General features: G+C 63.7%; 19 protein-coding genes and 1 pseudogene. 15 read left to right on the forward strand and 5 right to left on the reverse strand.

Going from position 1 to position 20,696, the window contains the following annotated elements; all coding sequences use genetic code 11:
* Positions 1 to 81, forward strand: a pseudogene (glnQ, locus tag TRP66_RS17450) (glutamine ABC transporter ATP-binding protein GlnQ); the annotation flags it as partial.
* Between the two features lie 102 nt (positions 82 to 183).
* Here glnQ and TRP66_RS17455 read toward each other — a convergent pair.
* Positions 184 to 2,469, reverse strand: a complete 2,286-nt coding sequence (locus TRP66_RS17455) for an Orn/Lys/Arg decarboxylase N-terminal domain-containing protein (protein WP_333405059.1) — start codon at positions 2,467 to 2,469, stop codon at positions 184 to 186.
* Positions 2,466 to 3,884, reverse strand: a complete 1,419-nt coding sequence (potE, locus tag TRP66_RS17460; protein ID WP_333405061.1) for a putrescine-ornithine antiporter — start codon at positions 3,882 to 3,884, stop codon at positions 2,466 to 2,468. The genes TRP66_RS17455 and potE overlap by 4 nt, the downstream gene beginning before the upstream one ends.
* Positions 3,885 to 4,167: 283 nt before the next feature.
* On the opposite strand from potE, the gene TRP66_RS17465 reads away from it, so the two are divergent.
* On the forward strand, positions 4,168 to 4,647 hold the full coding sequence (locus TRP66_RS17465) for a transporter suffix domain-containing protein (protein WP_333405063.1): 480 nt from the start codon (positions 4,168 to 4,170) through the stop codon (positions 4,645 to 4,647).
* Between the two features lie 197 nt (positions 4,648 to 4,844).
* On the opposite strand, the gene TRP66_RS17470 is transcribed toward TRP66_RS17465, so the two are convergent.
* Complete coding sequence (locus TRP66_RS17470; protein WP_333405065.1) at positions 4,845 to 7,595, reverse strand: beta-glucosidase; 2,751 nt, start codon at positions 7,593 to 7,595, stop codon at positions 4,845 to 4,847.
* A gap of 481 nt (positions 7,596 to 8,076) precedes the next feature.
* Between TRP66_RS17470 and TRP66_RS17475 the strand changes: the two genes are divergently transcribed.
* Genes TRP66_RS17475 through gspD form a run of 12 tightly spaced genes read left to right on the forward strand, consistent with a single transcriptional unit; the run spans position 8,077 to position 18,220 of the window.
* The gene (locus tag TRP66_RS17475; RefSeq protein WP_333405067.1) at positions 8,077 to 8,277 is read left to right on the forward strand and encodes a hypothetical protein; all 201 of its coding nucleotides are present in this window, start codon (positions 8,077 to 8,079) and stop codon (positions 8,275 to 8,277) included.
* Positions 8,216 to 9,979: a type II secretion system ATPase GspE gene (gene gspE, locus TRP66_RS17480; protein WP_333405069.1), complete on the forward strand. Its 1,764-nt coding sequence runs from the start codon at positions 8,216 to 8,218 to the stop codon at positions 9,977 to 9,979. Before TRP66_RS17475 ends, gspE begins: the two co-directional genes overlap by 62 nt.
* A gap of 23 nt (positions 9,980 to 10,002) precedes the next feature.
* Entirely contained in the window at positions 10,003 to 11,208 is a 1,206-nt protein-coding gene (locus TRP66_RS17485) for a type II secretion system F family protein (RefSeq protein WP_333405071.1), read from the forward strand.
* A gap of 11 nt (positions 11,209 to 11,219) precedes the next feature.
* Positions 11,220 to 11,630: a type II secretion system major pseudopilin GspG gene (gene gspG / locus TRP66_RS17490; RefSeq protein ID WP_333405073.1), complete on the forward strand. Its 411-nt coding sequence runs from the start codon at positions 11,220 to 11,222 to the stop codon at positions 11,628 to 11,630.
* The gene (locus tag TRP66_RS17495) at positions 11,627 to 12,073 is read left to right on the forward strand and encodes a GspH/FimT family pseudopilin (RefSeq protein WP_333405075.1); all 447 of its coding nucleotides are present in this window, start codon (positions 11,627 to 11,629) and stop codon (positions 12,071 to 12,073) included. The genes gspG and TRP66_RS17495 overlap by 4 nt, the downstream gene beginning before the upstream one ends.
* Entirely contained in the window at positions 12,070 to 12,438 is a 369-nt protein-coding gene (locus TRP66_RS17500) for a type II secretion system protein (RefSeq protein ID WP_333405077.1), read from the forward strand. Before TRP66_RS17495 ends, TRP66_RS17500 begins: the two co-directional genes overlap by 4 nt.
* Positions 12,435 to 13,055: a prepilin-type N-terminal cleavage/methylation domain-containing protein gene (locus tag TRP66_RS17505; protein ID WP_333405079.1), complete on the forward strand. Its 621-nt coding sequence runs from the start codon at positions 12,435 to 12,437 to the stop codon at positions 13,053 to 13,055. The genes TRP66_RS17500 and TRP66_RS17505 overlap by 4 nt, the downstream gene beginning before the upstream one ends.
* Positions 13,052 to 13,774 carry a general secretion pathway protein GspK gene (locus TRP66_RS17510; protein WP_333405081.1) on the forward strand — a complete coding sequence of 241 codons (723 nt, stop codon included), beginning with the start codon at positions 13,052 to 13,054 and terminating at the stop codon, positions 13,772 to 13,774. The genes TRP66_RS17505 and TRP66_RS17510 overlap by 4 nt, the downstream gene beginning before the upstream one ends.
* Positions 13,775 to 13,783: 9 nt before the next feature.
* On the forward strand, positions 13,784 to 14,809 hold the full coding sequence (locus TRP66_RS17515) for a PilN domain-containing protein (protein WP_333405083.1): 1,026 nt from the start codon (positions 13,784 to 13,786) through the stop codon (positions 14,807 to 14,809).
* Positions 14,784 to 15,401, forward strand: coding sequence for a type II secretion system protein GspM (gene gspM, locus TRP66_RS17520; RefSeq protein WP_333405085.1), 618 nt, complete (start codon positions 14,784 to 14,786; stop codon positions 15,399 to 15,401). The genes TRP66_RS17515 and gspM overlap by 26 nt, the downstream gene beginning before the upstream one ends.
* Positions 15,398 to 15,949, forward strand: coding sequence for a hypothetical protein (locus TRP66_RS17525; protein WP_333405088.1), 552 nt, complete (start codon positions 15,398 to 15,400; stop codon positions 15,947 to 15,949). The genes gspM and TRP66_RS17525 overlap by 4 nt, the downstream gene beginning before the upstream one ends.
* 21 nt (positions 15,950 to 15,970) lie before the next feature.
* Complete coding sequence (gene gspD, locus TRP66_RS17530; RefSeq protein ID WP_333405090.1) at positions 15,971 to 18,220, forward strand: type II secretion system secretin GspD; 2,250 nt, start codon at positions 15,971 to 15,973, stop codon at positions 18,218 to 18,220.
* A gap of 167 nt (positions 18,221 to 18,387) precedes the next feature.
* On the opposite strand, the gene TRP66_RS17535 is transcribed toward gspD, so the two are convergent.
* The gene (locus tag TRP66_RS17535; protein WP_017133756.1) at positions 18,388 to 18,663 is read right to left on the reverse strand and encodes a peptidylprolyl isomerase; all 276 of its coding nucleotides are present in this window, start codon (positions 18,661 to 18,663) and stop codon (positions 18,388 to 18,390) included.
* Positions 18,664 to 18,734: 71 nt separating this feature from the next.
* Here TRP66_RS17535 and TRP66_RS17540 point away from each other — a divergent pair, with 71 nt between their 5' ends.
* The gene (locus TRP66_RS17540) at positions 18,735 to 19,907 is read left to right on the forward strand and encodes a PilT/PilU family type 4a pilus ATPase (protein ID WP_333405096.1); all 1,173 of its coding nucleotides are present in this window, start codon (positions 18,735 to 18,737) and stop codon (positions 19,905 to 19,907) included.
* Between the two features lie 21 nt (positions 19,908 to 19,928).
* On the opposite strand, the gene TRP66_RS17545 is transcribed toward TRP66_RS17540, so the two are convergent.
* Positions 19,929 to 20,690 carry a 3-hydroxybutyrate dehydrogenase gene (locus TRP66_RS17545; RefSeq protein WP_442965217.1) on the reverse strand — a complete coding sequence of 254 codons (762 nt, stop codon included), beginning with the start codon at positions 20,688 to 20,690 and terminating at the stop codon, positions 19,929 to 19,931.
* Positions 20,691 to 20,696 lie beyond the last annotated feature (6 nt).

The following is a 20,696-nucleotide window of genomic DNA, read 5'->3' on the forward strand; positions in this document are numbered from 1 at the left end:
GAACAGGCCGCGCCGAACGACTTCTTCGACAACCCACAGAGTGACCGGACCAGGCTGTTCCTGAGCCAGATCATTCATTAAGCCTGGGGCCGCTTTGCGGCCCTATCGCCAGCAAGCTGGCTCCTACAGCCCGTAGGAGCCACCTTGGTGGCGATCCGTCCTGGTGGCGATTTTCCGCTCAACTCACCTTAACACCAGCAACCGGTACACCCCGGCCTCGCTCTCGATGCCGTGGGTATCGTGGGTGAATCCGGGAAACGAAGCGTCGAACGACTCCAGCGCGGTCAGGTATCCGAGCAGCGGACCGTCCGCCGGGCCGGCGTTCTCACCCGGCATCAACAACGGGATTCCAGGCGGGTAGGGGACGATACCGGTGGCGACGATGCGCCCCGCGGCTTCGGCAAGGGTGACCAGCTCAACCTCGTTCCTGACCAGTTTTTCATAGGCTTCCACCGGGCTGAATTCGGCTTCGGGCAACAGGCCGAAAGCCCTGGCCATGGTGGCCGTGGTCCGGTGTTTCTTCATCGCCGCAAAGATCTCTTCCGCCAGATCCTTGAGCCCCATGCCCGCATATCGTTGCTGATTGGCCGTCAGCAGATCCGGCAGGCACAGCTCCAGTTCCAGGTTCTGATCGTAGTCGCGCTTGAAGTCGAGCAGGGCATTGACCAGCGTACCCCACTTGCCTTTGGTGATGCCGATGGAAAACAGGAACAGGATGGTGAAGTCAGTGGTTTTCTCCACGACGATGCCCTGATGGCTCAAGTAGGCACTTAGCACGCAGGCCGGGATACCGAAATCCAGCAGTTCGCCGTCGTCGCCCATGCCCGGGCTGAGTACCGAAACCTTGATCGGATCGAGCATGCAGTAGCCGTCTTCGATATCACCGAAGCCATGCCAGACTTCATTGGGATGCAGTACCCAGCAGTCCGGATCGCTTTTCAGCAACACCGGATCTGCCTCATGGAACGGGACTTGCCCGCCCTCGACCCGGACCGTCGGTGGCTGCCAGCAGGAGAAGAACCAGTCGTCCTGCCCCGGCATTTCGCTTTTCATTCGCGAGATGACCTGACGAAAGGCGATGGCTTCCTCGATGGATTCGTTGGTCAGGATATGCCCGCTGGGCGCCTCCATCATGGCGGAGCTGACGTCGCACGAGGCCATGATCGCGTAATTGGGCGAGGTCGAGGCGTGCATCATGAACGACTCGTTGAAGCGGCCATGGGGAATCGGATTGCGCCCGTTGCGTACATGGATCATCGAGGCCTGGGAAAGCGCCGCGAGCAGCTTATGCGTCGACTGGGTCGCGAATACCGTAGGTCCTGACGGGTCATGGTCGTCGGGGCTGCCGTGCATGGCGAATCGGTCCTTGTACAGCGGGTTGAAGCGCGCGTAGCCGTACCAGGCTTCGTCGAAGTGCAGCCGGTCGACGCTATCGCCCAACAGTTGCTCGACACGGGTGACGTTGTAGGTCAGGCCGTCGTAGGTGGAGTTGGTGATGATCGCGTGGACCGGCGTGGGGTCGATGCGCGGCTTGACCAGCGGGTTGGCGGCGATGGCTGCGGCGACGCCCTCGCGACTCAGCGTTTGCGGCAGGATCGGACCGATGATGCCGTATCGGTTACGGGTGGGGACCAGATAGGTCGGAATTGCACCGGACAGGGTCATCGCATGCTCGGCGGACTTGTGGCAGTTGCGATCGCACAGCGCGATCTGGTCGCGGGTGACGCTGGCCATCAGGATCACCCGATTGGACATCGATGAACCGTTGGTCACGTAGTAGGTGCGATGCGCGCCGAACACTTTGGCGGCGTAGCGTTCGCCCTGGCCGATCGGGCCGCTGTGGTCGAGCAGCGAACCCAGCTCGCCGACCGAGATCGACAGGTCCGAACGCAGCAGGTTCTCGCCGAAGAACTCGTAGAAGGCCCGGCCAGCCGTGCTCTTGAGGAACGCCGTGCCACCTGCGTGGCCGGGCGTGTGCCAGGAATATTCGTAAGACCTTGCGAACTTGAGCAGCGCCCCGAACATGGGCGGCAGGACCGCCTGCCGGTAGCGCTCGATGGCGGCGTAGATGCGGCCACTGAGAAAGCGGCTGGTGTCTTCCGGCAACCAGATGAAGTCGTCGGCATGTTGCATGACAATCAGTGGAATATTGGTCGCAGTGCTGCGGTCGCTGATCAGAAACACCGGGACGCGAGTATTGCGTTCGCGCAAGTCGGTCAGCAGCCGGATGCATTCGACGCGGCCCTCGCTGTCGTCCATCTCCCAACTCAGCAACACGCACTGGATAGCCGGATCGGAATGCAGAATGGAGGTTGCATCCGCCAGGCTTTCCGAGAGCAGGATGCTGATGGATCGACCCTCGACGTCGGTGATCAACTGGTTCAGCGCGCGGCCAAACACGGTACGTTTGTCCGGCGCGCTGCTGACCAGCAAGGCCAGCATGCCAAGGAGGTGGCGTTGTTCGGTCATGCTCTGATCTCCTGCGTGGTGTGTTGGAAACTGCCCAGATCGTTGACCGGAACCGGCTCGCTGGTGATGTGCTGCGCGCTGACGGTCTGGGTCGGCACGCTGTTGTTCAGCGCCTCCAGGCGGATCAGCCGATTGTTGACGAAGCCGAACAGGGTGTAGCCGAAGATGGTCGCCACCCCGCCGAGCATCAGGGCCTGGGCCCCCGAGCTATACAGCGCCAGGTAGGCGTAGGCCGCGGCGATCCAGGCCACGATATTGCTCAGCAAGGCTTGTCGGCGCGGCACGCCGGACACCATCTGAATTGTCATCAGCGAAGCCATCGACAGGATGTACGGCACCAGATTGGTCACCACCGCCAGGTTGACGAGGATGTCGAACTGCTTGGTCAGGTCAGGACTGATGGTGAGCAGCGCCAGCGCGGTCTGCAGTGCGAGCAGGATCAGCATGCCGACGATGGGGGTTCCGGCCTTGTTGGCCCGGGCGAAGATCGGGATGAAGTATCCGGTGTCAGCGGAGCTCTTGAATACCTGGGCAATGGTGAACTGCCAGCCCAGCAGCGAGCCGATGCACGCCAGTACCATCAGGCCCATGACGGTATTGCCCACTTCCGGATTGAACATCTTGGCGAACACCAGACCGAAGGGTGCGGTCGAGCTGACCAGTTCCGCGTTGTCGACGATGCCGGCGATCACGTTGGTCGACAGAATGTAAATGACAGCGGCGCCCAGCGTGCCGCCGAGCACGGCTATGGGCACGTTCTTCTCGGGATTCTCCACCGCGTCGGTGTTGGCACACGCCGATTCAAGCCCGAGAAAGGCCCAGAGCGTGATGGCGACCGAGGCGCCGGCAGCTTCGAACCAGCCCTTGCCATGGGGATTCCAGCCGGCGGCGTAGACCGAACTGTCGAACCAGAACCAGCCAATCGTGGAAACCAGTACTACGGGTGCAATAACGCCCCAGACCGTGACCGCGCCGATCTTCCCGGTAATTCGCGCGCCGCCGAAATTGGCAAAGGTAGTAATCCACAATAACGCGATGGTCGCCAGCCCGACTTGCAACGAAGAGAGTTCGATCTTGAGAAGAACCTGGATATACCCGACCGCCGTTATACTGATCGCCACGTTGGCAATCAACAGCGATAGTCCGTACGTGTAATTGGTGATGTAGTTGCCCGCCTTGCCAAATGTATATTCGGCATACCCGCCCATGCCGCCGGTCTTTCGACTCAACATCCCGCACCGCGCGAAAGCGTAGGCCAGAGCCAGCGAACCGGTGGCGGTGACCAGCCATGAGAGAATCGATATAGCGCCAATTTCGGCAAGTTTGGAGGGGAGTAGCACAATTCCTGAGCCCAGCATATTGACCGCGGTCAGCATTGTCAGCTGAGTGACGCTCATCTTCTTTGCGCCTGACATCGGGATATCTCCAGGATACGACGAGGAATCTTAGGCATAGCAAAGATTCAGTGCGGAGCAAGTATCGAATGGGATTTTCTGTCGGTCGGTAGTTGCGATATGGATAAAAGAACAGTTAATAGCATTGAAGCACGTAGTTGGGGCCGCTGCCTTCCCGTGCAGGGACAGATCAGGGTTTTAAGTGTCTTGAAAATTAAGGTTTGCACTTCGCGATGTGCTGCTAGTCTGTTGAATGCCTTTATCAGCTGCCGCAAGAGGAGTGAGGGCGATGACCGAGCGAGCGATGACTACTTCATGGCGTTTTCGTTGCGGGCTCGCCATGATCTGTGCGGCGGCTCTGTCATGGACACTGGTGCCCCTGGCATCGGCTGCCGGGGTTTCCGGCGCGCGTGTCGCGAGCCTCGCCGGCATCCTGTTCATCAGCAACAAGATCCTGTTGCTCGCGGCCATTGCGGTAATGGGCAAACCAGGGTTCGCCGAACTGAAATCCAGGCTGCACAGCCATGTGAAATCAGTGGTGGCCTGGCCTGTGGAAGTAGGCGTCGTTCGGCACCGGATCGGCCTGGTGCTGTTCTGCGTACCTTTGGTGGCGGCGATTCTGGATCACCACATGGATATCATGGCGCCACAGCTGGCACCCTACAAAATATGGATACGCGTGGTGGGCGACCTGATGCTGGTCACCAGCATTTTCCTGCTGGGCGCCAACTTCTGGGACAAGCTGCGGGCGCTGTTCATTCGCGATGCAAAAGTCGCTGTATAGGAGCGGCTTCAGCCGCGAGGGCGTGCCCGGCCGGAATATCTTCATCGTCTGTTGGCGTGTCTCGCGGATGAATCCGCTCCTACGACACATTGAGCGCCCGTAGGAGCGGCTTTAGCCGCGAGAGGGATGACCCTGACGACGCACTCTGTCAGACAAAGCGCGTCGGTGCCTGCGGGTCGGCCCCGAACGAATCGCAATTACTGGGTACTGCCACCCCCTTCAGTCGGCGGTGTGGTAGGCGGGGTCACCGGTGGCGAAGAGGGATCGTCATCCTCATCCGCGCTGGCCTGATCCGCATCGGGGCTGCGCGCCAACTGCCGAGCTGTGACGCGGGTCGAGGCGATCACCGAACGGGGCAGCGGGTTGCTGTCGTCCACCGACAAGGTCTGGCGGTACAGGCTGCGCAGGCGCGTTGTCAGGCGGATATCGTCGGAAGCGGCACCCACGCTGACGTCGAACACGTCCGCATCGATCACCCAATTGGTATCGCTGGGGTTGAAGTACGCCAGCGAGCGCCCGTTGAGTTCGATGGTGACCCGGCGGCTCTGGCCCGGTTGCAGCAGGACCTTGCGATAGCCCTTGAGCTCCTTGACCGGGCGCTCCTGACGCGGCTCGCGCTGCCCGACGTAGAGTTGCGCGACTTCCGCGCCCGCCCGCTGGCCGGTGTTGGTCACATCGAACGACACGCGCACCGGCAGATCGCCGATGACCACCGACGGGGTAATGCGGATGTCCGAATACTGGAACTGGGTATAGGACAAGCCGTAGCCAAACGGATAGAGCGGCCGGGTGCCTTTCTTCTCGTAGCCGCGGTAGCCGAGCAGTAAGTCGTTGGAATAGCTGATCTCGGTGACATTGCCCTCGTTGTCGAACTGCGGGAAGTAGGGGTAGAGCGGGTTGTCCTCGATGTTGCGCTCCAGGCTGATCGGCAGCTTCGCCGACGGGTTGACCCGACCGAAGAGGATTTCAGCCAGTGCCTGCCCACCGTTCTGTCCGGGATAGAACGCATGCAACAGGCCGGACACCTGGTCGATCCAGTCGCTGACCTTCAGGCCGGTTCCGCCATGCAAGGCCACCACGGTCTTGGGATTCTGGCTGGCGATGCTCTGAATCAGCTGGCCCTGGAACTCGGGCAGCTCGAACATATGGTCCCAGCCTTCGCCCTCGTATTCGTTGCTATTGCCGGCCGCGACCAGCACCACATCGTAATCGGCGATGTCAGGCGGTGCGACCAGCGATGCCCAGCTCATGCGCACGCCGGTGAAACCGCCCAGCGTGGCGACGTAACCCGGCCGGCGCGAATACTCCAGGGTGACGTCGTAGTTCTGGCCCGCCTGCAGGTCGATTTTCGCGTATTCGGGGATGGTCGGCGGGATCTGGTTGTCGGGCAGCGGCAGGCCGTCGCCATTGTCGATGATGCGCTGACCGTTGACCGTCAGGCGAATGACCCCGTCGGCGCGAACCTTGAAAATGTGCTCCCCGCTGATCGTGGGCGTGACCCGGCCGCTCCAGCGAATCGAAGTGTTCTGGTCATTGCCGTCGGTGGGCAGATTGCTGTCGCTGTCCCAGTCGATGTTCACGACATTCTCGCTGCGGGTCGCCGCCGGAGTGCCGGACCAGTCGGCATTGGTGAAGTACTCGGCCGTCAGGCCCGACACCGAGGTGGTGCCGTCGGTATCCAGGTGGCTCCAGACAGCAGCGGTGGGGTCCAGCGACAGGTTGTCGAGGAAGGTCACCTGGGCGTTGGAGGCGACCTGCTGCATGCCGCTCACTTCACTGATGTAGTTACGCGGCGAGATGTACGCGCTGCCGAACCCGGTAGGCGGGGCATATTTGCCGAGATGACCGACCACGGCGATGCGCCTGATGGCGTTGCGGTCCAGCGGCAGGAAGTTGTTCTGATTCTTGAGCAGCACGATGCCCTCGCGGGCGACGTTGAGCGCGGCCTGATTGCTGGCCGGGTTGTCCATGTCATGGTTGGTCAGGCGGCCCTTGATATCGAAATCGAACAGGTAGATCTGGCGCAGGATCCGCAGCACCTTGTCATCGATGGTGGCGATGCTCAGCTCGCCACTTTCGATATAGGGCGTCAGGGTTGCGCTGTTCATTCTCAAACCCAGCAGCATGTCGACATCGGTGCCGGCCTGGGCGGCGTTGAGGCCGTTGATCACCGCGCCGTAGTCCGACTGCACGATGCCGCCCCAGCCCCACTGATCCTTGAGGATTTCGCGAATCAGATGACGATTTTCGCAGGCGAACTCTCCGTTCACTTTCTGGAAGGCGCACATCATCAATGCGACCTTGCCGTTCTTGGCCGCGGACTCGAAGGGCGGCAGGGTGATTTCGCGCAGCACGCGTTCCGGAGTGACCTGGTTGAGGATGAAACGATTGGTTTCCTGATCGTTGGCGGCGTAGTGCTTGGCATCCGCCCAGACGCCTTGCGACTGGATGCCGTTGATCACCGCTGGCGCCATGCTGGCGCCGAGAAACGGATCTTCGCCGGTGAGGTATTCGAAGTTTCTGCCGCCCCAGGGCATCCGGTAGGTGTTCATGCCAGGGCCCGTGATGTAGTGATAGCCGCCGGTCGCCGTGTCATAGCCCAGCGCCCGACCGAAATCCACCGCGCGGCGCAGGTTGAAGGTGGCGGCCAGGCTCGGACCGCTGGGGTAGGCGACGCCCTGTTCGTTGCCCTGGTTGGTGTAGCGCACACCCAGCCCGCCATCGGCGCCCAGAATCTGCGAGAGCCTGAAACGCGGCTGGGGTTTCAGGTCCCAACCGCCGGTGCCACCCAGATAATCCAGTTTTTCTTCAAGGGTCATTTGACTGAGCGTCTGTTGAGCCAGAGCTTCGGCATCCTGGGCGCTGCGGGCCCAGGCCGGTGCCTGGGCAATACTTAACGCCAAAAGCGAAAGAGCAGATACAAGTGTGCGCGAGTTTGTTGTTCTCATGTTGATTACTCCCACCAGCGAACGGCTCGAAAGAGTCGGGCGTAATAATAATGAACAGAGTCAAACTGTTAATGGGGCGATACAGATTCAGCCATTGATAGCCTTTTTAATAGGCAGCGGCAGGCGCCTGCCAAACCGCGCAGTTCAATGTAGGCTGGCCCACAAGGCCCGCGTTGTCTAGCTGATGTCATTGTGCGGAAGGGTGATTCAGACCCTCTTCAATGACCGTTGCATAGGACTCCCAAAGCCCGGCATATGTCAAACGGCAACGGCGCAACGGTAATTGTAATTATCCATGGGTCGCCTCCAAATTATAGTGTCTAACGGCGTGCCTTATCCAGGCTGCGGGGTTTGACAATATATGTTTGCGGGTGATGGTATAGCCGACTAAGGTGATAAAAGTTCGATGCTCAGGGAGGAAATATCGGTCGGGATAATAATTGCTTAGCTACCTAAGTTGGAGAAGTATATGAGGCGTTCCATGTTCAACTGCACTGTCATCATCGCCCTGCTGGCCATCTCGACAATGGCCAGTGGGGCAGATTCCACCAATACCTCGGGCGCGCCCGACTCGAAGGTCATGACCCAGACTCACGATAGCAAAGCGGCGGGCAGCAAGCATGGCGACGCAACCAAGGGCGGACGCCCCGCCAGCCAGACAGGCTCCACCAGCCGGCCATGAGACGGCTGCCGACCGGGATGTCATTGCCGCGCTATGTGACTGGCTGATTCGCCGCGCTGGTCTGCGCCACGCCGATCTCGCTCGCGCCGAACGCTTGATGGACGACGAGGGTGGACGCAGCCGGTTGCCAGGGCTGCTCGTGCGACTGGGCGTGGTTTCCGAAGTTGAAATGGCGAGTGCCTGGGCCGCGGTCCTCGATCTGCCGCTGATGACCGCCGCGCAGGCACCCCCGACGCTTGAACCCTTGCCGGCGTTGAGTGAACGCTTTCTACGTCACCACCACGTCGTGCCCATCAGCCGGGACGCACTGGCACTGCACCTGATGACCGCCGACCCGCTGGACGACTATCCGTTGCAAGCAGTGGCGTTCGCGTGCCGGGCGCCGGTACGCAGAATGGTCGGTAGCCGCAGTGAGATCGACAGCCTGATCGAGCGGTACTACGGAACCGGACGCTCCGCCATGGGGACTCTCGTGGAAAACATCGACGGTGAAAGCGGGACGCAGGCCGAGGACATCGAGCATCTGCGCGACCTGGCCAGCGAAGCACCGGTGATCCGCATGGTCAACCTGATCTTGCAACGCGCCCTGGACCAGCGCGCGTCTGACATACATGTCGAGCCTTTCGAAGCGCGGTTCAGAGTGCGTTACCGGATCGATGGTGTGCTGGTGGACGGCGAGGCGCCGCCGGTGGCGGCCGCGCCGGCGATCGTGTCCAGGATCAAGATCATGGCGCGACTGGACATAGCCGAGCGACGTTTGCCTCAGGATGGGAGAATCATGCTGCGCATGCAGGGTCGCGAGCTGGATCTGCGGGTGTCGACCGTGCCGACCGGCTTCGGCGAGTCGGTGGTGATGCGCCTGCTGGACCGTGAAACAGTGAATTTCGACCTGCCCGGTCTGGGCTTCGATACCCGACAGCTGCCGGATTTCCTGGCGCTGCTCGACCGGCCACACGGCATCCTGCTGGTCACAGGACCAACCGGATCCGGCAAAACCACCACGCTGTACACCGCGCTGACTCGCCTCAATACGAGCGAACGCAAGATCATCACGGTCGAGGACCCGGTGGAATACCAGATCCCGGGTATCAACCAGATCCAGGTTAAGCCGGCAATCGGTCTGGATTTCGCCATGACCTTGCGGTCGATCGTCCGGCAGGACCCGGACGTGATCATGATCGGCGAGATGCGCGACCTGGAGACTTGTCGCATCGCCATCCAGTCATCGTTGACCGGGCATCTGGTGCTGTCGACCCTGCACACCAACAGCGCGGCGGCCAGCATCACGCGCCTGCTGGACATGGGCGTGGAGAGCTACATGATTGCCTCGACTGTCATCGGCGTGCTTGCCCAGCGTCTGGTGCGCAGACTCGATCCGGCGCAGTGCGAGGCTTACCAGGTGCCGGCCGCGCTGGTGGCGGCTCACGGGTTGCAGCGGTTCACCGATGCGCGACCGATCGTCATGTTCAGGCCCCGGCCGGGCGCGCCGAACGGCGGCTATCGCGGGCGCTGCGCGATCACCGAGTTGCTGGTGATGAACGACGAGCTGCGCGGGCTGCTGATGTCGCACGCCGATGCATCGACCCTGGAACTGGCGGCCCGTCGCGGCGGGCTGCGTACGCTGTACGAGGACGGATTGCGACAAGCCGTGGCCGGCGTGACGACGCTGGAAGAAGTCTTGCGCGTGACGCGCAGCGAATGACGCCCGACCAGGAGCGATGGGTCATGACCCTGTTTCGATACCGCGTGCTGGAAAGCGACGGCAGCACTCGGCAGGGCCTGACGGAGGCCGCCGACGCCGATGCGCTGGCCCGCGAGCTGCAACGTCAGGGCGCGCTGGTGCTCAAGGTCGAGACCGCGGGTCTGAGCTGGCGCGGCTGGCGGCCGGACCGTGGACTTGGCGCCGAGGCTCTGGCCTCGGTCACCGGGCAGTTGGCGACCTTGCTCACCGCCGGGCTGACGCTGGAGCGGGCCCTGGGCGTACTGATCGGTCAGCCCGGCAAGCGCCAGCTGCGTGCCCAGGCCGTGCTGGCCCGCATACGGGAGCGCGTGAAAGGTGGTCTGTCCCTGTCAGCGGCTCTGGCCCAGGAGCAAGGGCTGTTCGCCGGTCTGTATCTGAGTCTGGTGCAGGCCGGGGAGGCGGGCGGGGCGCTACCGCAGAGCCTGCAGCAACTGAGCGAATATCTGGAGCGCAGTCAGGCGCTGCGTGGCGAGATCATCAATGCGCTGATCTATCCGGCGTTTCTGGTGGCAGGCGTGCTGGGATCGCTGGCCTTGCTGCTGGCCTATGTCGTGCCGCAATTCGTGCCGATCTTCCAGGATCTCGGGGTGCCGATTCCGTGGATGACGGGGTTCATTCTTGGCCTTGGAGAGTTCATCAACCGTTTCGGGCTGCTGATGCTGGCGGTGCTGATCATGACCGGCCTGCTCGTCGCGCACCTCATGGGCAAACCCGCCTGGCGGCTGCGTCGCGACCGGCGGCTGCTGACCTGGCCGGTGCTCGGGCCGCTGTGGCAGCGCATCGAGGCGGCGCGTCTGGCCCGCACGCTGGGCACCTTGCTGCAGAACGGTGTCCCTTTGCTTGCGGCGCTGAAGATCGTCGCCGACGGTGCCTCCAACCGCGCCATTCGCGCCCGGCTGCGGGTCGCGATCGAAAGCGTCAAAGGGGGCGGGGCGTTGGCGACCGCCCTGACCGACGACGGACTGCTTCCCGACCTGGCCCTGCAGATGATCCGGGTCGGCGAGGAAGCCGGGCAGCTCGACGACATGCTGCTCAAGGTCGCCCAGGTATTCGATGCCGAGGCGCGACGCAGCATCGCCCGGCTGCTGGCCGCGCTGGTGCCGACGCTGACCATCGTCATGGCGGTGATGGTGGCGTTCATCATGCTGGCAATCATGCTGCCGTTGATGAGCCTGACCGCCAACATCTGAGGAGTTCGATCATGTCTGTTCGCAGGGTGTCTCGGGGCTTTACGCTGCTGGAAATGCTCGCGGTGATCGTGCTGCTGGGTATCGTCGCGACCATTGTCGTGCGGCAGGTGGGCAGCAACGTCGACAAGGGCAAATACGGCGCGGGCAAGGCGCAACTCGCCAGCCTCAACATGAAGATCGCAAGCTACGGCCTGGACATGGGGTCGCCACCCAGAGCGCTCGCGCAACTGGTGGAAAAGCCGGCCAGCGCGTCCCGCTGGGCCGGCCCTTATGCCAAGCCCTCGGACCTCAAGGACCCGTTCGGCCATGACTTCGGTTATCGGTTTCCCGGCGAGCATGGCAGCTTCGATCTGGTGTTCTACGGCCAGGACGGCCAGCCCGGCGGCGAAGGCTACAGCGCCGACTTGGGCAACTGGGAATGAGTTCGCGCGCGGCACTGGCCGCCTTTACCTTGCTGGAGTTGATCGTGGTCATCGCCCTGATGGGCGTTGCGCTGAGCGTGCTTGGCGTCGGCTTGGGTCGGGGCCTGGAAGCTGCGCGGGAGCGCCAGGTGCTGGGCGAGATGGTCGCCGCGTTGCGTCAGACCCGGATTCAGGCGGTACTGCGCGGCGACAGCCAGCGGCTGCGATTCGATCCTGAATCGCGCAGCTTTCAGATGCCCGGCCACTCGCCGCGTCTCTGGCCCGCGGACATGGCGCTGCGGGTGACCGGGGCGGCGGAGGCCGCGCAGACAGGTGCTGCCATCGAATTCTATCCCGACGGCAGTTCCAGCGGCGGGCATGTGCTGCTCGAGCGTTCCGGCCAGCGTTGGCGGATCGACGTCGGCTGGCTCACCGGCCAGGTGCGCTGGCAGGTCGTCCCTTGAAGCGCCGGGCCAAGGGTTTCGGTCTGCTGGAGATGCTCGCCTCGCTGGCGGTCTTCGGGCTGGGCTGCGCGGTGCTGCTGCTGGCCTTCGGACAAGCCGCGCGATCCCTGGAGCAGGTGCGCGCCAGCGACCGCTTGACGCTGAAACTCAGGACGCTGGTCGACGACCAGCGTGACCGCCTTCTGCGCCCGGGCACGATCCAGGGTGTCGACGATGGCATCGCCTGGAGCGTGCAGGTCATCCGCGAACCGGGCGATCGCGGCACGCTGACGCTGTACAGGATGCAGGCGACGGTCGAAGAAGCAGGCAGGGCCTTGAGCGCATCGACGCTATTCGTTCAGTCGACCCCGGATGCAATACGATGAACCGCCGGGCACGGGGATTCACGCTGCTGGAAATGCTCCTGGCCATCACGCTGCTGGGGATGCTGCTGACGCTGCTTGCGACGGCGCTGGTGGGCGCCAACCGCGCCGCCGTCAAGGGCGAGCGCTATGGCGAGCGTCTGGACGAGATGCGCGCGGCGCAGAATTTTTTGCACCGCGCCCTGGGCGCCACCCTGCCGCTGGACCTTTCCGACACCGACACCGACCGGCTGGTCGTATTCGAAGGAAGCGCGCAGAGCATGCGCTTCGCCGCCAGCCTGAACAACGCACTGGGCGGCGGTATTCGCCTGCACATTCTCGAAAAAGTGCCCGCCGGCAACGGATCGGCGCTACGGGTGCGATTCGCCAGAGCGGCGACTGCGGGCGGCGGCGAATGGGGGCAGCCGCAGATTCTGGTCCGTGACGTCCGCGCCCTGAGGTTCAGCTATCGGGGTCGTGACGAACGTGGCCAGGCCACCGGCTGGCTGGACCGCTGGCCCTGGCCATCCCGCTTGCCGCAAGCCGTACGGATCGAGTTGACTGGCGACGGAATGGTCCGCTGGCCGGCGCAGGTGGTGGCGCTTCGTCTGGAACTGAGCGCGCAGCGGGTGGCGCCATGACGCGGCAGCGTGGCATGGCCCTGTTGCTGGTGCTCTGGGCGCAGGCATTGCTGACCGTCGCGCTCGGCGCCCTGGTGATCGAGGTCCGCCAACAGATGCGTCTGGCAGCCTGGCAGCGCAGCCAGTTGCAAGCGACGCTGGCGGCCGAGGCAGGTATCAGCCTGGCGATCATTGCGCTAGGCGATACGCTGCCGGCTCGCCGCTGGGTTGCCGATGGGCAGGTGCGGATCCGCTCGTTCGAGTCGGCCCGGCTGGAAATAACGGTGCGTAGCGAGCGCGGCAAGCTGGACCTCAATACCGCGCCGGGGGCCCAATTCGTTCGCCTGCTCACCGTGCTAGGGGCCCCGACGGGTCAGGCACGAGCCCTGGGCGAAGCGCTGGATCGTCGGCGCGGCGCGGGGCAGCCGCCCCTCAGGGCAGTCGAGGAACTGCGCGACCTGGCAACCATGAACAGCGCGCTGTACCGCGCCGTCGCCGCGGAGGTGACGGTATGGAGCGGACTCGAAGCGCCCGACCCGGCGTTTGCCAGCGAGGCGGTGCGCAGCGCCTTGCGTCTGCCCCACATTCGCGGCCTGGCCGGCGACCCGGGCCAGGCGCTGGAAATCAGGGCACGGGCTTACCTGCCGGATGGCGCCAGTGCACGGGTCGACAGCACGGTGGTGCTGTCCGGCACGGGAAACGGCGCGTCGCCGTACAGAGTGGTGCGTTATGACCAATGAGGGGCGCCCATGATCGGCAGGCTGTGGCGGGAGCGGCTGCGAGCACGATGGCAGGGCAGTCCGGCGCAGGCTTTTCTGCGGGCCTGGGGTCATGAGCTGCTGGCCGGTCTGCCCGCAGGCGTGCGGCGCCGCTTGCGGCCGAACGCAGACCCGCCACATCTGGACTGGCCGCTGCCCGAAACTCTGGCGACAGGGATGCATGGGGTCCTGATGCTGCCGGCGGCGGATGTTCTGGTCCAGCGGCTGGCGCTGCCGACAGCCGTGGCTCGGGATGTGCGTCAGGTGCTGCATTTCGAACTGGACCGATTCACCCCGTTCACGCCCGACCAGGTGTATTACACCGCGCGGCGCGAAGGCATCACGGACCAGCGCCTGTGGGTCACGCTGGCGCTGGTGCGCCGAGAGGTTCTGGACGCTTGTCTGGAGCAATGTGCCGCGCGCGACCTGGTGCTCGACGGCGTGGACGTGAGGGATGCTCAGGGCAAGCCCATGGGCCTGGATTTGCTGCCCCATACTTACACGGTGCGGCGCGCCGATCGACCCGCGAGGCTGATCCTCGGCTTGAGCCTGACTTGCGCGGCAATGGTGGCGGCCATGCCTTTGCTGTGGATTCACAATCGCGAAGCGGCGCTGGCCGCCATGCAGAGCGACGTTCAGGGCTTGCGTCGCCAGGCCGCCGAGGTCAGCGCGTCACGCACCGCCCGGGGCGAAGACCGTGAAGCCCTGCGACGGCTGACCGAGCGGCGTCTGGGGCAGCCTCCACGCGCGCAGTTGCTGGGCGAGCTGACCCAGTGCCTGCCCAATGACGCCTGGTTGCAGAGCCTGGAAATCCGCGCCGACGGGCAGCTCGACATGGGCGGCATGAGCGTCCGCGCCAGTGCCTTGATCGGAGACATCAAGCGCTGCGCGCACCTCACCGATGCGCAGTTTCAGGGCGTGATCCAGCCGGATCTGGCCAGCGGTCGTGAACGATTTTATCTGCGGGCGCGGGTACGCGGGGAGGCCGGCGATGCAGCGCCCGCTGACCCCACGTGAGCGGCGCATCGGCGCCTGGCTGCTGCTGGCGGCGCTGTTCGCGCTGTTTTACGCGTTGATCCTGCAACCACTGTACATCGGTCCCTGGATCCGGACCGAGCAGCAGATCCGCGCCGTGGCCGAACAGCGCGAGCACTATCGGGCGCTGTTGGCCCGCGATGACCGCACCGTGCGCGATACTCCGGATGACCCGACGCAGGCGGCGCTAAGCAGCCTGCTGCTGCAGGGCGATGATCCCAGCGCCGTCGCGGCCGACCTGATGCAGACCGTGACGCAGCAGGTGACAGAGCACGCGCAACGCGGCGCGGGTTGCCGACTGACCCAGCGCATGCCGATCGTGGCCCAGGACACCACCGGACCGCTTGGCGAGGTGCGCCTGAGCCTCGATCTGGAGTGCGCGACCGAGCCGCTTTTACGGCTGCTGCATCGACTCGAATCCGGCGAGCCATGGCTGTTCGTCGATGAATTGGTCATTCGCAGGGCCGGCAATGCTTCGGGCGAAGCCGGTCCCGGACGCTTGAGCGTGCACCTTCTGGTCAGCGGTTTTCTGGCGGTCGCGCCGGCAGACGGAGCTCCGGAGATCGCGCGATGAGGACGATCAAGTTCGGCGCGGTGACCTGGCTGGCGAGCCTCGCAGTGCTGCTCGGCGTGCTCTGCATCTGGCTGGCGAGCGGCGTCGGCAGTGAGCCGTCCTGGCTGACGCCGGGTACTTCGACCACGCCCGCCGCCCTGGACCAACAGAACCCCATGCAACCGCAGTCCGTGGTCGAAGTGAACACGCTGAGCCATGTGTGGCGTACGCCGCTGTTCAGCCCGTCCCGGTCGCCGGACGTCGTGCAGCGTAGCGCGGAGCCGGGCCTGGATCTGGGCGGCCTGAAGCTGACCGGAATCGTCATTGCCGACGGCGTGCGTCAGGCGCTGTTCAGGCAGGCTGACGGCAAGGACCTGGCCTTGCGCGAGGGCGCTGCGCTGGGCGGATGGCGCTTACGGCACATAGAGGAACAGGCCGTCCAATTCGAGCTCGACGGCCGCAGCCAGCGTCTGCGGCTGCCGGCTCCTCGCTTGCCGAACATGAACAGCGCGCCGCCTGTCCCGCCGGCGAGGCCAATCCATCCACCGCAGGCTTCCGAGGGTCGCTGATCCATGCCACTGGCAATCGCTATGTTCATCTGGAGTCTGATCGTGGGTGCCGGCCTGGCCGGCTGCACCGTGCCGCATAGTCTGGAGGAGGATGACAGTCTGGCCCGCGAAGCCTTGCGCGGGACGGGGCTGCAGCGCGGCGCTATCACCGAAACGACGACCGAAACGACGACCGGGATGACGGCGCCCACGCCGAATGCAGCGGCGCCGGTCGCCGGCAGCGCTCCGCAGCGCCAGATCATTCGTGGCAACCAGCGCTTCATTCAAGGGCCGGGCAATGACGCCGGGCGCCCGGTGCCGGTCGGCCCGCGTCAGGGTGATGGAAGCGGCGGCGTGATGTTCAACTTCAACAACCAGTCCATCGTCGCGGTCATCAACACCATCATGGGCGACCTGCTGCAGGAAAGTTACAGCATCTCCCAGGGCGTGACCGGCGAGGTGTCGTTTTCCACCTCAAGGCCGGTTGACAAGGCGCAGTCCATGGCAATCCTCGAATCGCTGCTGTCCTGGACCAACAATGCGATGATCCGCCAGGGCGACCGCTATCTGATTCTGCCGGCCAGCCAGGCGGTGGCCGGTCAGTTGGTGCCGTCACTGGGCATGCGCCAGCCCGGCGCGGGACTCTCGGTGCGCCTGTTCCCGCTGCGCTTCATCTCCGCCACGGAAATGCAGAAACTGCTCAGGCCGTTCGCGCGCGAGAACGCGTTCCTGCTGGTCGATCCGGCGCGCAACGTACTGGGCATGGCCGGCACCGCCGACGAGCTGGCTAACTACCAGGCCAGTATCGACACCTTCGATGTGGACTGGCTCAAAGGCATGTCCATCGGCGTGTTCGGCTTGCAGCGGGCGACCGTGGCCGAGTTGCTGCCCGAATTGCAGAAAGTGTTCGGCCCCGACAGCGGCACGCCGCTTGCCGGCATGCTGCGCTTCATGCCCATCGAACGGACCAACTCGGTGGTCGCCATTTCCTCCCAGCCGCAGTATCTCCAGGAGGTCGGCGAATGGATTCGCACCATCGACAACGGCGGCGGCAACGAAACCCAGCTTTACGTCTACGACGTGCGCAACATGAAAGCCACGGACCTGAGCCGTTACCTGCGCCAGATCTATGGCTCGGGAGCGGTGGAACAGGAGGCCGCCGCCGAGGTTGCGCCGGGCCTGACCACGACCACCTTGTCTTCGCCCATCGGCAATAACCGGAGCAGCGGGGCAGGCTCGCTGGGCGGCATGAGCGGTGCCGCTAGCCTGGGCACGACCAGCCGTGGCAATAACTCGGCCTTCCAGGACACCACCAGCCGCGCGACATCTTCCCCGGATGCCGAGGAAGCCGAACCCGAAGAGTCCAGTGGGGACAGTCGTCGGCAGGCGGACGACGGCACGCGTATCACGGCGCAGAAGAGCAGCAACCAGCTACTGATCCGCACTCGTCCCAGTCAGTGGGCAGAGATCGAAAGCGCCATCCGCCGCCTCGACAACCCGCCCATGCAAGTGCAGATCGAGACCCGCATTCTCGAAGTGGCTTTGACCGACGAGCTGGATCTGGGCGTGCAATGGTATCTGGGGCGCCTGGCGGGCAACTCGACCACGCCCGGCATCGCCAACGCTTCCGGCAGTCAGGGAGCGCTCGGCGCGGGCGGGGCGGGGCTGGGCCTGACCGACACTTTTTTCTACTCGTTCGTCGGCGGCGATCTTCAGGTGGCGATCCGGGCGCTGGAAGCCAACGGCAAGACTCAGGTCCTGTCCGCGCCCTCGCTGGTGGTGATGAACAACCAGGCGGCGCAGATTCAGGTGGGCGACAACATCCCGATCAGTCAGACCACCGTCAACACGATCAATACCGACACGACCCTGAGCAGCGTGGAATACGTGCAGACCGGAGTCATCCTCGACGTCGTGCCACGCATCAATCCCGGCGGTCTGGTGTACATGGACATCAAACAGCAGGTCAGCGACGCCAGTGCCACCACCGATCCGGACGTCAATCCGAGAATCTCGACCCGCTCCATCGCGACCCAGGTGGCGGTGCAAAGCGGGCAGACGGTGCTGCTCGGTGGGCTCATCCAGCAGGACGATGCGCAAGGGGTGAGCAAAGTGCCTTATCTGGGATCGATTCCCGGCTTGGGCTGGCTGTTCGGCGCCACTTCGCGAAGCAAAGGCCGCACCGAGCTTATAGTCCTCATCACTCCAAGAGTCGTAACCAGCAATAGCGAAGCCCGGGACATCACCGATGAATACCAGCGGCGGTTCAAGCTGATCGAACCGGGGCGCTGACCGAAGCGCATGATTTCGTAGGAGCGGATTCATCCGCGATGGATCGGACAGGCGCAGCATCTTTATCGTCTGGTAAATCGTTTCGCGGATGAATCCGCTCCTACAGGTTGTGTGGGAGCGGATTCATCCGCGATGGATTGCGCACGTGATCGAGGAAGCTGCGTCGGTCAATCCCGGTAAAACACTTGCACCAGGTGGTAGCCGAATTTGCTCTTGATCGGGCCGTGCACGGTGCGCAGCGGTTTTTTGAAAATAACCTGGTCGATGGCACCCACCATCTGGCCAGGTCGCACTTCCCCCAGGTCCCCGCCACGCTTGCCCGAAGGGCAGGTCGAATGCTTTTTCGCCAGCACATCGAAAGCCTCGCCCTTGGCAATACGCTGTTTGAGCTGTTCGGCCTCTTCGGCGGTCTTTACCAGAATATGGCGGGCTTGGGCTTTCATGTCGCGATTTCACCTGTCGGAAAAGGCTGCCATTATGCCTGTCAATGTCTCCTCTGGATGCGGTGTCTCTTATGGATTTTCCAGCGTTGTTGAAGATTCTGGCCAGTCAGGACGGATCGGACCTTTACCTCTCCACCGGTGCGCCGCCGTGCGCCAAGTTCAATGGCGTGCTCAAGCCGCTGGGTACCGAGACGTTCAAACCTGGCGAGGTTGCGGCAATCGCTCAGGGCCTGATGGACGAGGAGCAGCGCGCCGAGTTTCAGCGCGAGCTGGAGATGAACCTGGCCGTATCGCTGCCCGGCATCGGCCGTTTCCGCATCAATATCTTCATGCAGCGCAACGAAGTCTCAGTGGTCGCGCGCAATATCAAGCTGGACATTCCGCGTTTCGAAGACCTGCGCCTACCCCCGGTGCTGCTCGACGTGATCATGGAAAAGCACGGGCTGGTGCTGTTCGTCGGCGCGACCGGTTCAGGCAAGTCGACCTCGCTCGCGTCGCTGATCGACTACCGCAACCGCCACGCCAGCGGTCACATCATTACCATCGAGGACCCGGTGGAATTCATTCACCGGCACAAGAAATCCATCGTCAATCAGCGCGAAGTGGGTGTCGATACGCGCAGCTTCCACGCCGCGCTGAAGAATACGCTGCGTCAGGCGCCGGACGTGATCCTGATCGGCGAAATCCGCGACCGGGAAACCATGGAGCATGCCCTGGCCTTCGCCGACACCGGGCACCTGGCGATTTCCACGCTGCACGCCAACAACGCGAATCAGGCGCTGGACCGGATCATCAACTTCTTTCCCGAGGAGCGTCGTGACCAGCTGCTGCATGATCTTGGCAACAATCTCAAGGCGTTCGTTTCCCAGCGGCTGGTCAAGACGGTCGACGGCAAGCGTCGCGCAGCGGTCGAGGTGATGATGGGTTCGCCGACGATTCGCGACCTGATTCATCGCAATCAGCTAACCGAACTGAAGGGCATCATGGAAAAGTCCGCCAACCTGGGCATGCGCACCTTTGACGGTGCCTTGTTCGAGCTGGTGGTGGAGGGCGCGATCAGCGAGGAGGAAGCGCTCAAGAACGCCGATTCGATGAACAACCTGCGGCTGCGGCTCAAGCTGCATGGCGAGAACGGCGCCTCGACGCTGACCACGCCGCCGCCACCACCGGTGGCCACGCCCAGCGAGAACCCGTCGCAGTGGGGACTGGTGGAGGATCAGGACGAGCCGGGAGGTCAGGCCTGATCCTTTGCGGCTCGAACGGGGCTATTGAGCCAGCCAGCCGCCGTCCACGTTCCAGGCCGCGCCTCGCACTTGAGTCGCGGCGTCGCTGCACAGAAACAGCACCAGTTCGCCCAGTTGCTGCGGCGTGACGAACTCCAGTGACGGCTGTTTCTCTGCCAGCAAGGCTTCCCGCGCCTGCGCGGGGTCTCCGCCACGCTTGTCGATCTGTTGCTGCACCAGGGGCGTCAGCACCCAGCCGGGGCAGATCGCATTGCAGGTCACGTTGCTGCGAGCGGTCTCCAGCCCGGTGACTTTGGTCAGGCCCACGACCCCGTGCTTGGCCGCCACGTAGGCCGCCTTGCCGGTCGAGCCCACCAGCCCGTGAACCGAGGCGATGTTGATGATGCGTCCCCAGTCCCGCTCGCGCATCCGTGGCAGGCACAACCGGGTGCTGTGAAAGACCGACGACAGGTTGATGGCAATGATCGAGTCCCAGCGCTCGACCGGGAAGGCCTCCACGCTGTCGACGTGCTGGATGCCAGCGTTGTTGACCAGAATATCCACGCCCTCGAATTCGCGCGTGGCGTAGTCGATCATGTCGGCGATTTGCGCCGGATCGCTGACGTCGGCCGGATGATGGCCGGCCTGGATGCCCAGTGCCTGGAATTCGGCCACCAGCGCCGAAGCGTCGCCGAAACCGTTGAGCACCAGATTGGCGCCCGCGTCGGCCAGTACCCGAGCGATGCCGAGCCCGATGCCGCTGGTGGAGCCGGTGACCAGCGCTGTCTTGCCTTGCAGATTCATAGTCAT

Origin of the sequence: Pseudomonas sp. JDS28PS106, from assembly GCF_036706555.1 — a bacterium.
Classification (GTDB): Bacteria; Pseudomonadota; Gammaproteobacteria; order Pseudomonadales; family Pseudomonadaceae; genus Aquipseudomonas.

Coding starts and splice junctions, on each gene's coding strand:
- TRP66_RS17455 (WP_333405059.1), bottom strand. CDS start 2,469: ATGACCGAACAACGCCACCTCCTTGGCATGCTGGCCTTGCTGGTCAGC.
- potE (WP_333405061.1), bottom strand. CDS start 3,884: ATGTCAGGCGCAAAGAAGATGAGCGTCACTCAGCTGACAATGCTGACC.
- TRP66_RS17465 (WP_333405063.1), top strand. CDS start 4,168: ATGACTACTTCATGGCGTTTTCGTTGCGGGCTCGCCATGATCTGTGCG.
- TRP66_RS17470 (WP_333405065.1), bottom strand. CDS start 7,595: ATGAGAACAACAAACTCGCGCACACTTGTATCTGCTCTTTCGCTTTTG.
- TRP66_RS17475 (WP_333405067.1), top strand. CDS start 8,077: ATGTTCAACTGCACTGTCATCATCGCCCTGCTGGCCATCTCGACAATG.
- gspE (WP_333405069.1), top strand. CDS start 8,216: ATGGCGACGCAACCAAGGGCGGACGCCCCGCCAGCCAGACAGGCTCCA.
- TRP66_RS17485 (WP_333405071.1), top strand. CDS start 10,003: ATGACCCTGTTTCGATACCGCGTGCTGGAAAGCGACGGCAGCACTCGG.
- gspG (WP_333405073.1), top strand. CDS start 11,220: ATGTCTGTTCGCAGGGTGTCTCGGGGCTTTACGCTGCTGGAAATGCTC.
- TRP66_RS17495 (WP_333405075.1), top strand. CDS start 11,627: ATGAGTTCGCGCGCGGCACTGGCCGCCTTTACCTTGCTGGAGTTGATC.
- TRP66_RS17505 (WP_333405079.1), top strand. CDS start 12,435: ATGAACCGCCGGGCACGGGGATTCACGCTGCTGGAAATGCTCCTGGCC.
- TRP66_RS17510 (WP_333405081.1), top strand. CDS start 13,052: ATGACGCGGCAGCGTGGCATGGCCCTGTTGCTGGTGCTCTGGGCGCAG.
- TRP66_RS17515 (WP_333405083.1), top strand. CDS start 13,784: ATGATCGGCAGGCTGTGGCGGGAGCGGCTGCGAGCACGATGGCAGGGC.
- gspM (WP_333405085.1), top strand. CDS start 14,784: ATGCAGCGCCCGCTGACCCCACGTGAGCGGCGCATCGGCGCCTGGCTG.
- TRP66_RS17525 (WP_333405088.1), top strand. CDS start 15,398: ATGAGGACGATCAAGTTCGGCGCGGTGACCTGGCTGGCGAGCCTCGCA.
- gspD (WP_333405090.1), top strand. CDS start 15,971: ATGTTCATCTGGAGTCTGATCGTGGGTGCCGGCCTGGCCGGCTGCACC.
- TRP66_RS17535 (WP_017133756.1), bottom strand. CDS start 18,663: ATGAAAGCCCAAGCCCGCCATATTCTGGTAAAGACCGCCGAAGAGGCC.
- TRP66_RS17540 (WP_333405096.1), top strand. CDS start 18,735: ATGGATTTTCCAGCGTTGTTGAAGATTCTGGCCAGTCAGGACGGATCG.
- TRP66_RS17545 (WP_442965217.1), bottom strand. CDS start 20,690: ATGAATCTGCAAGGCAAGACAGCGCTGGTCACCGGCTCCACCAGCGGC.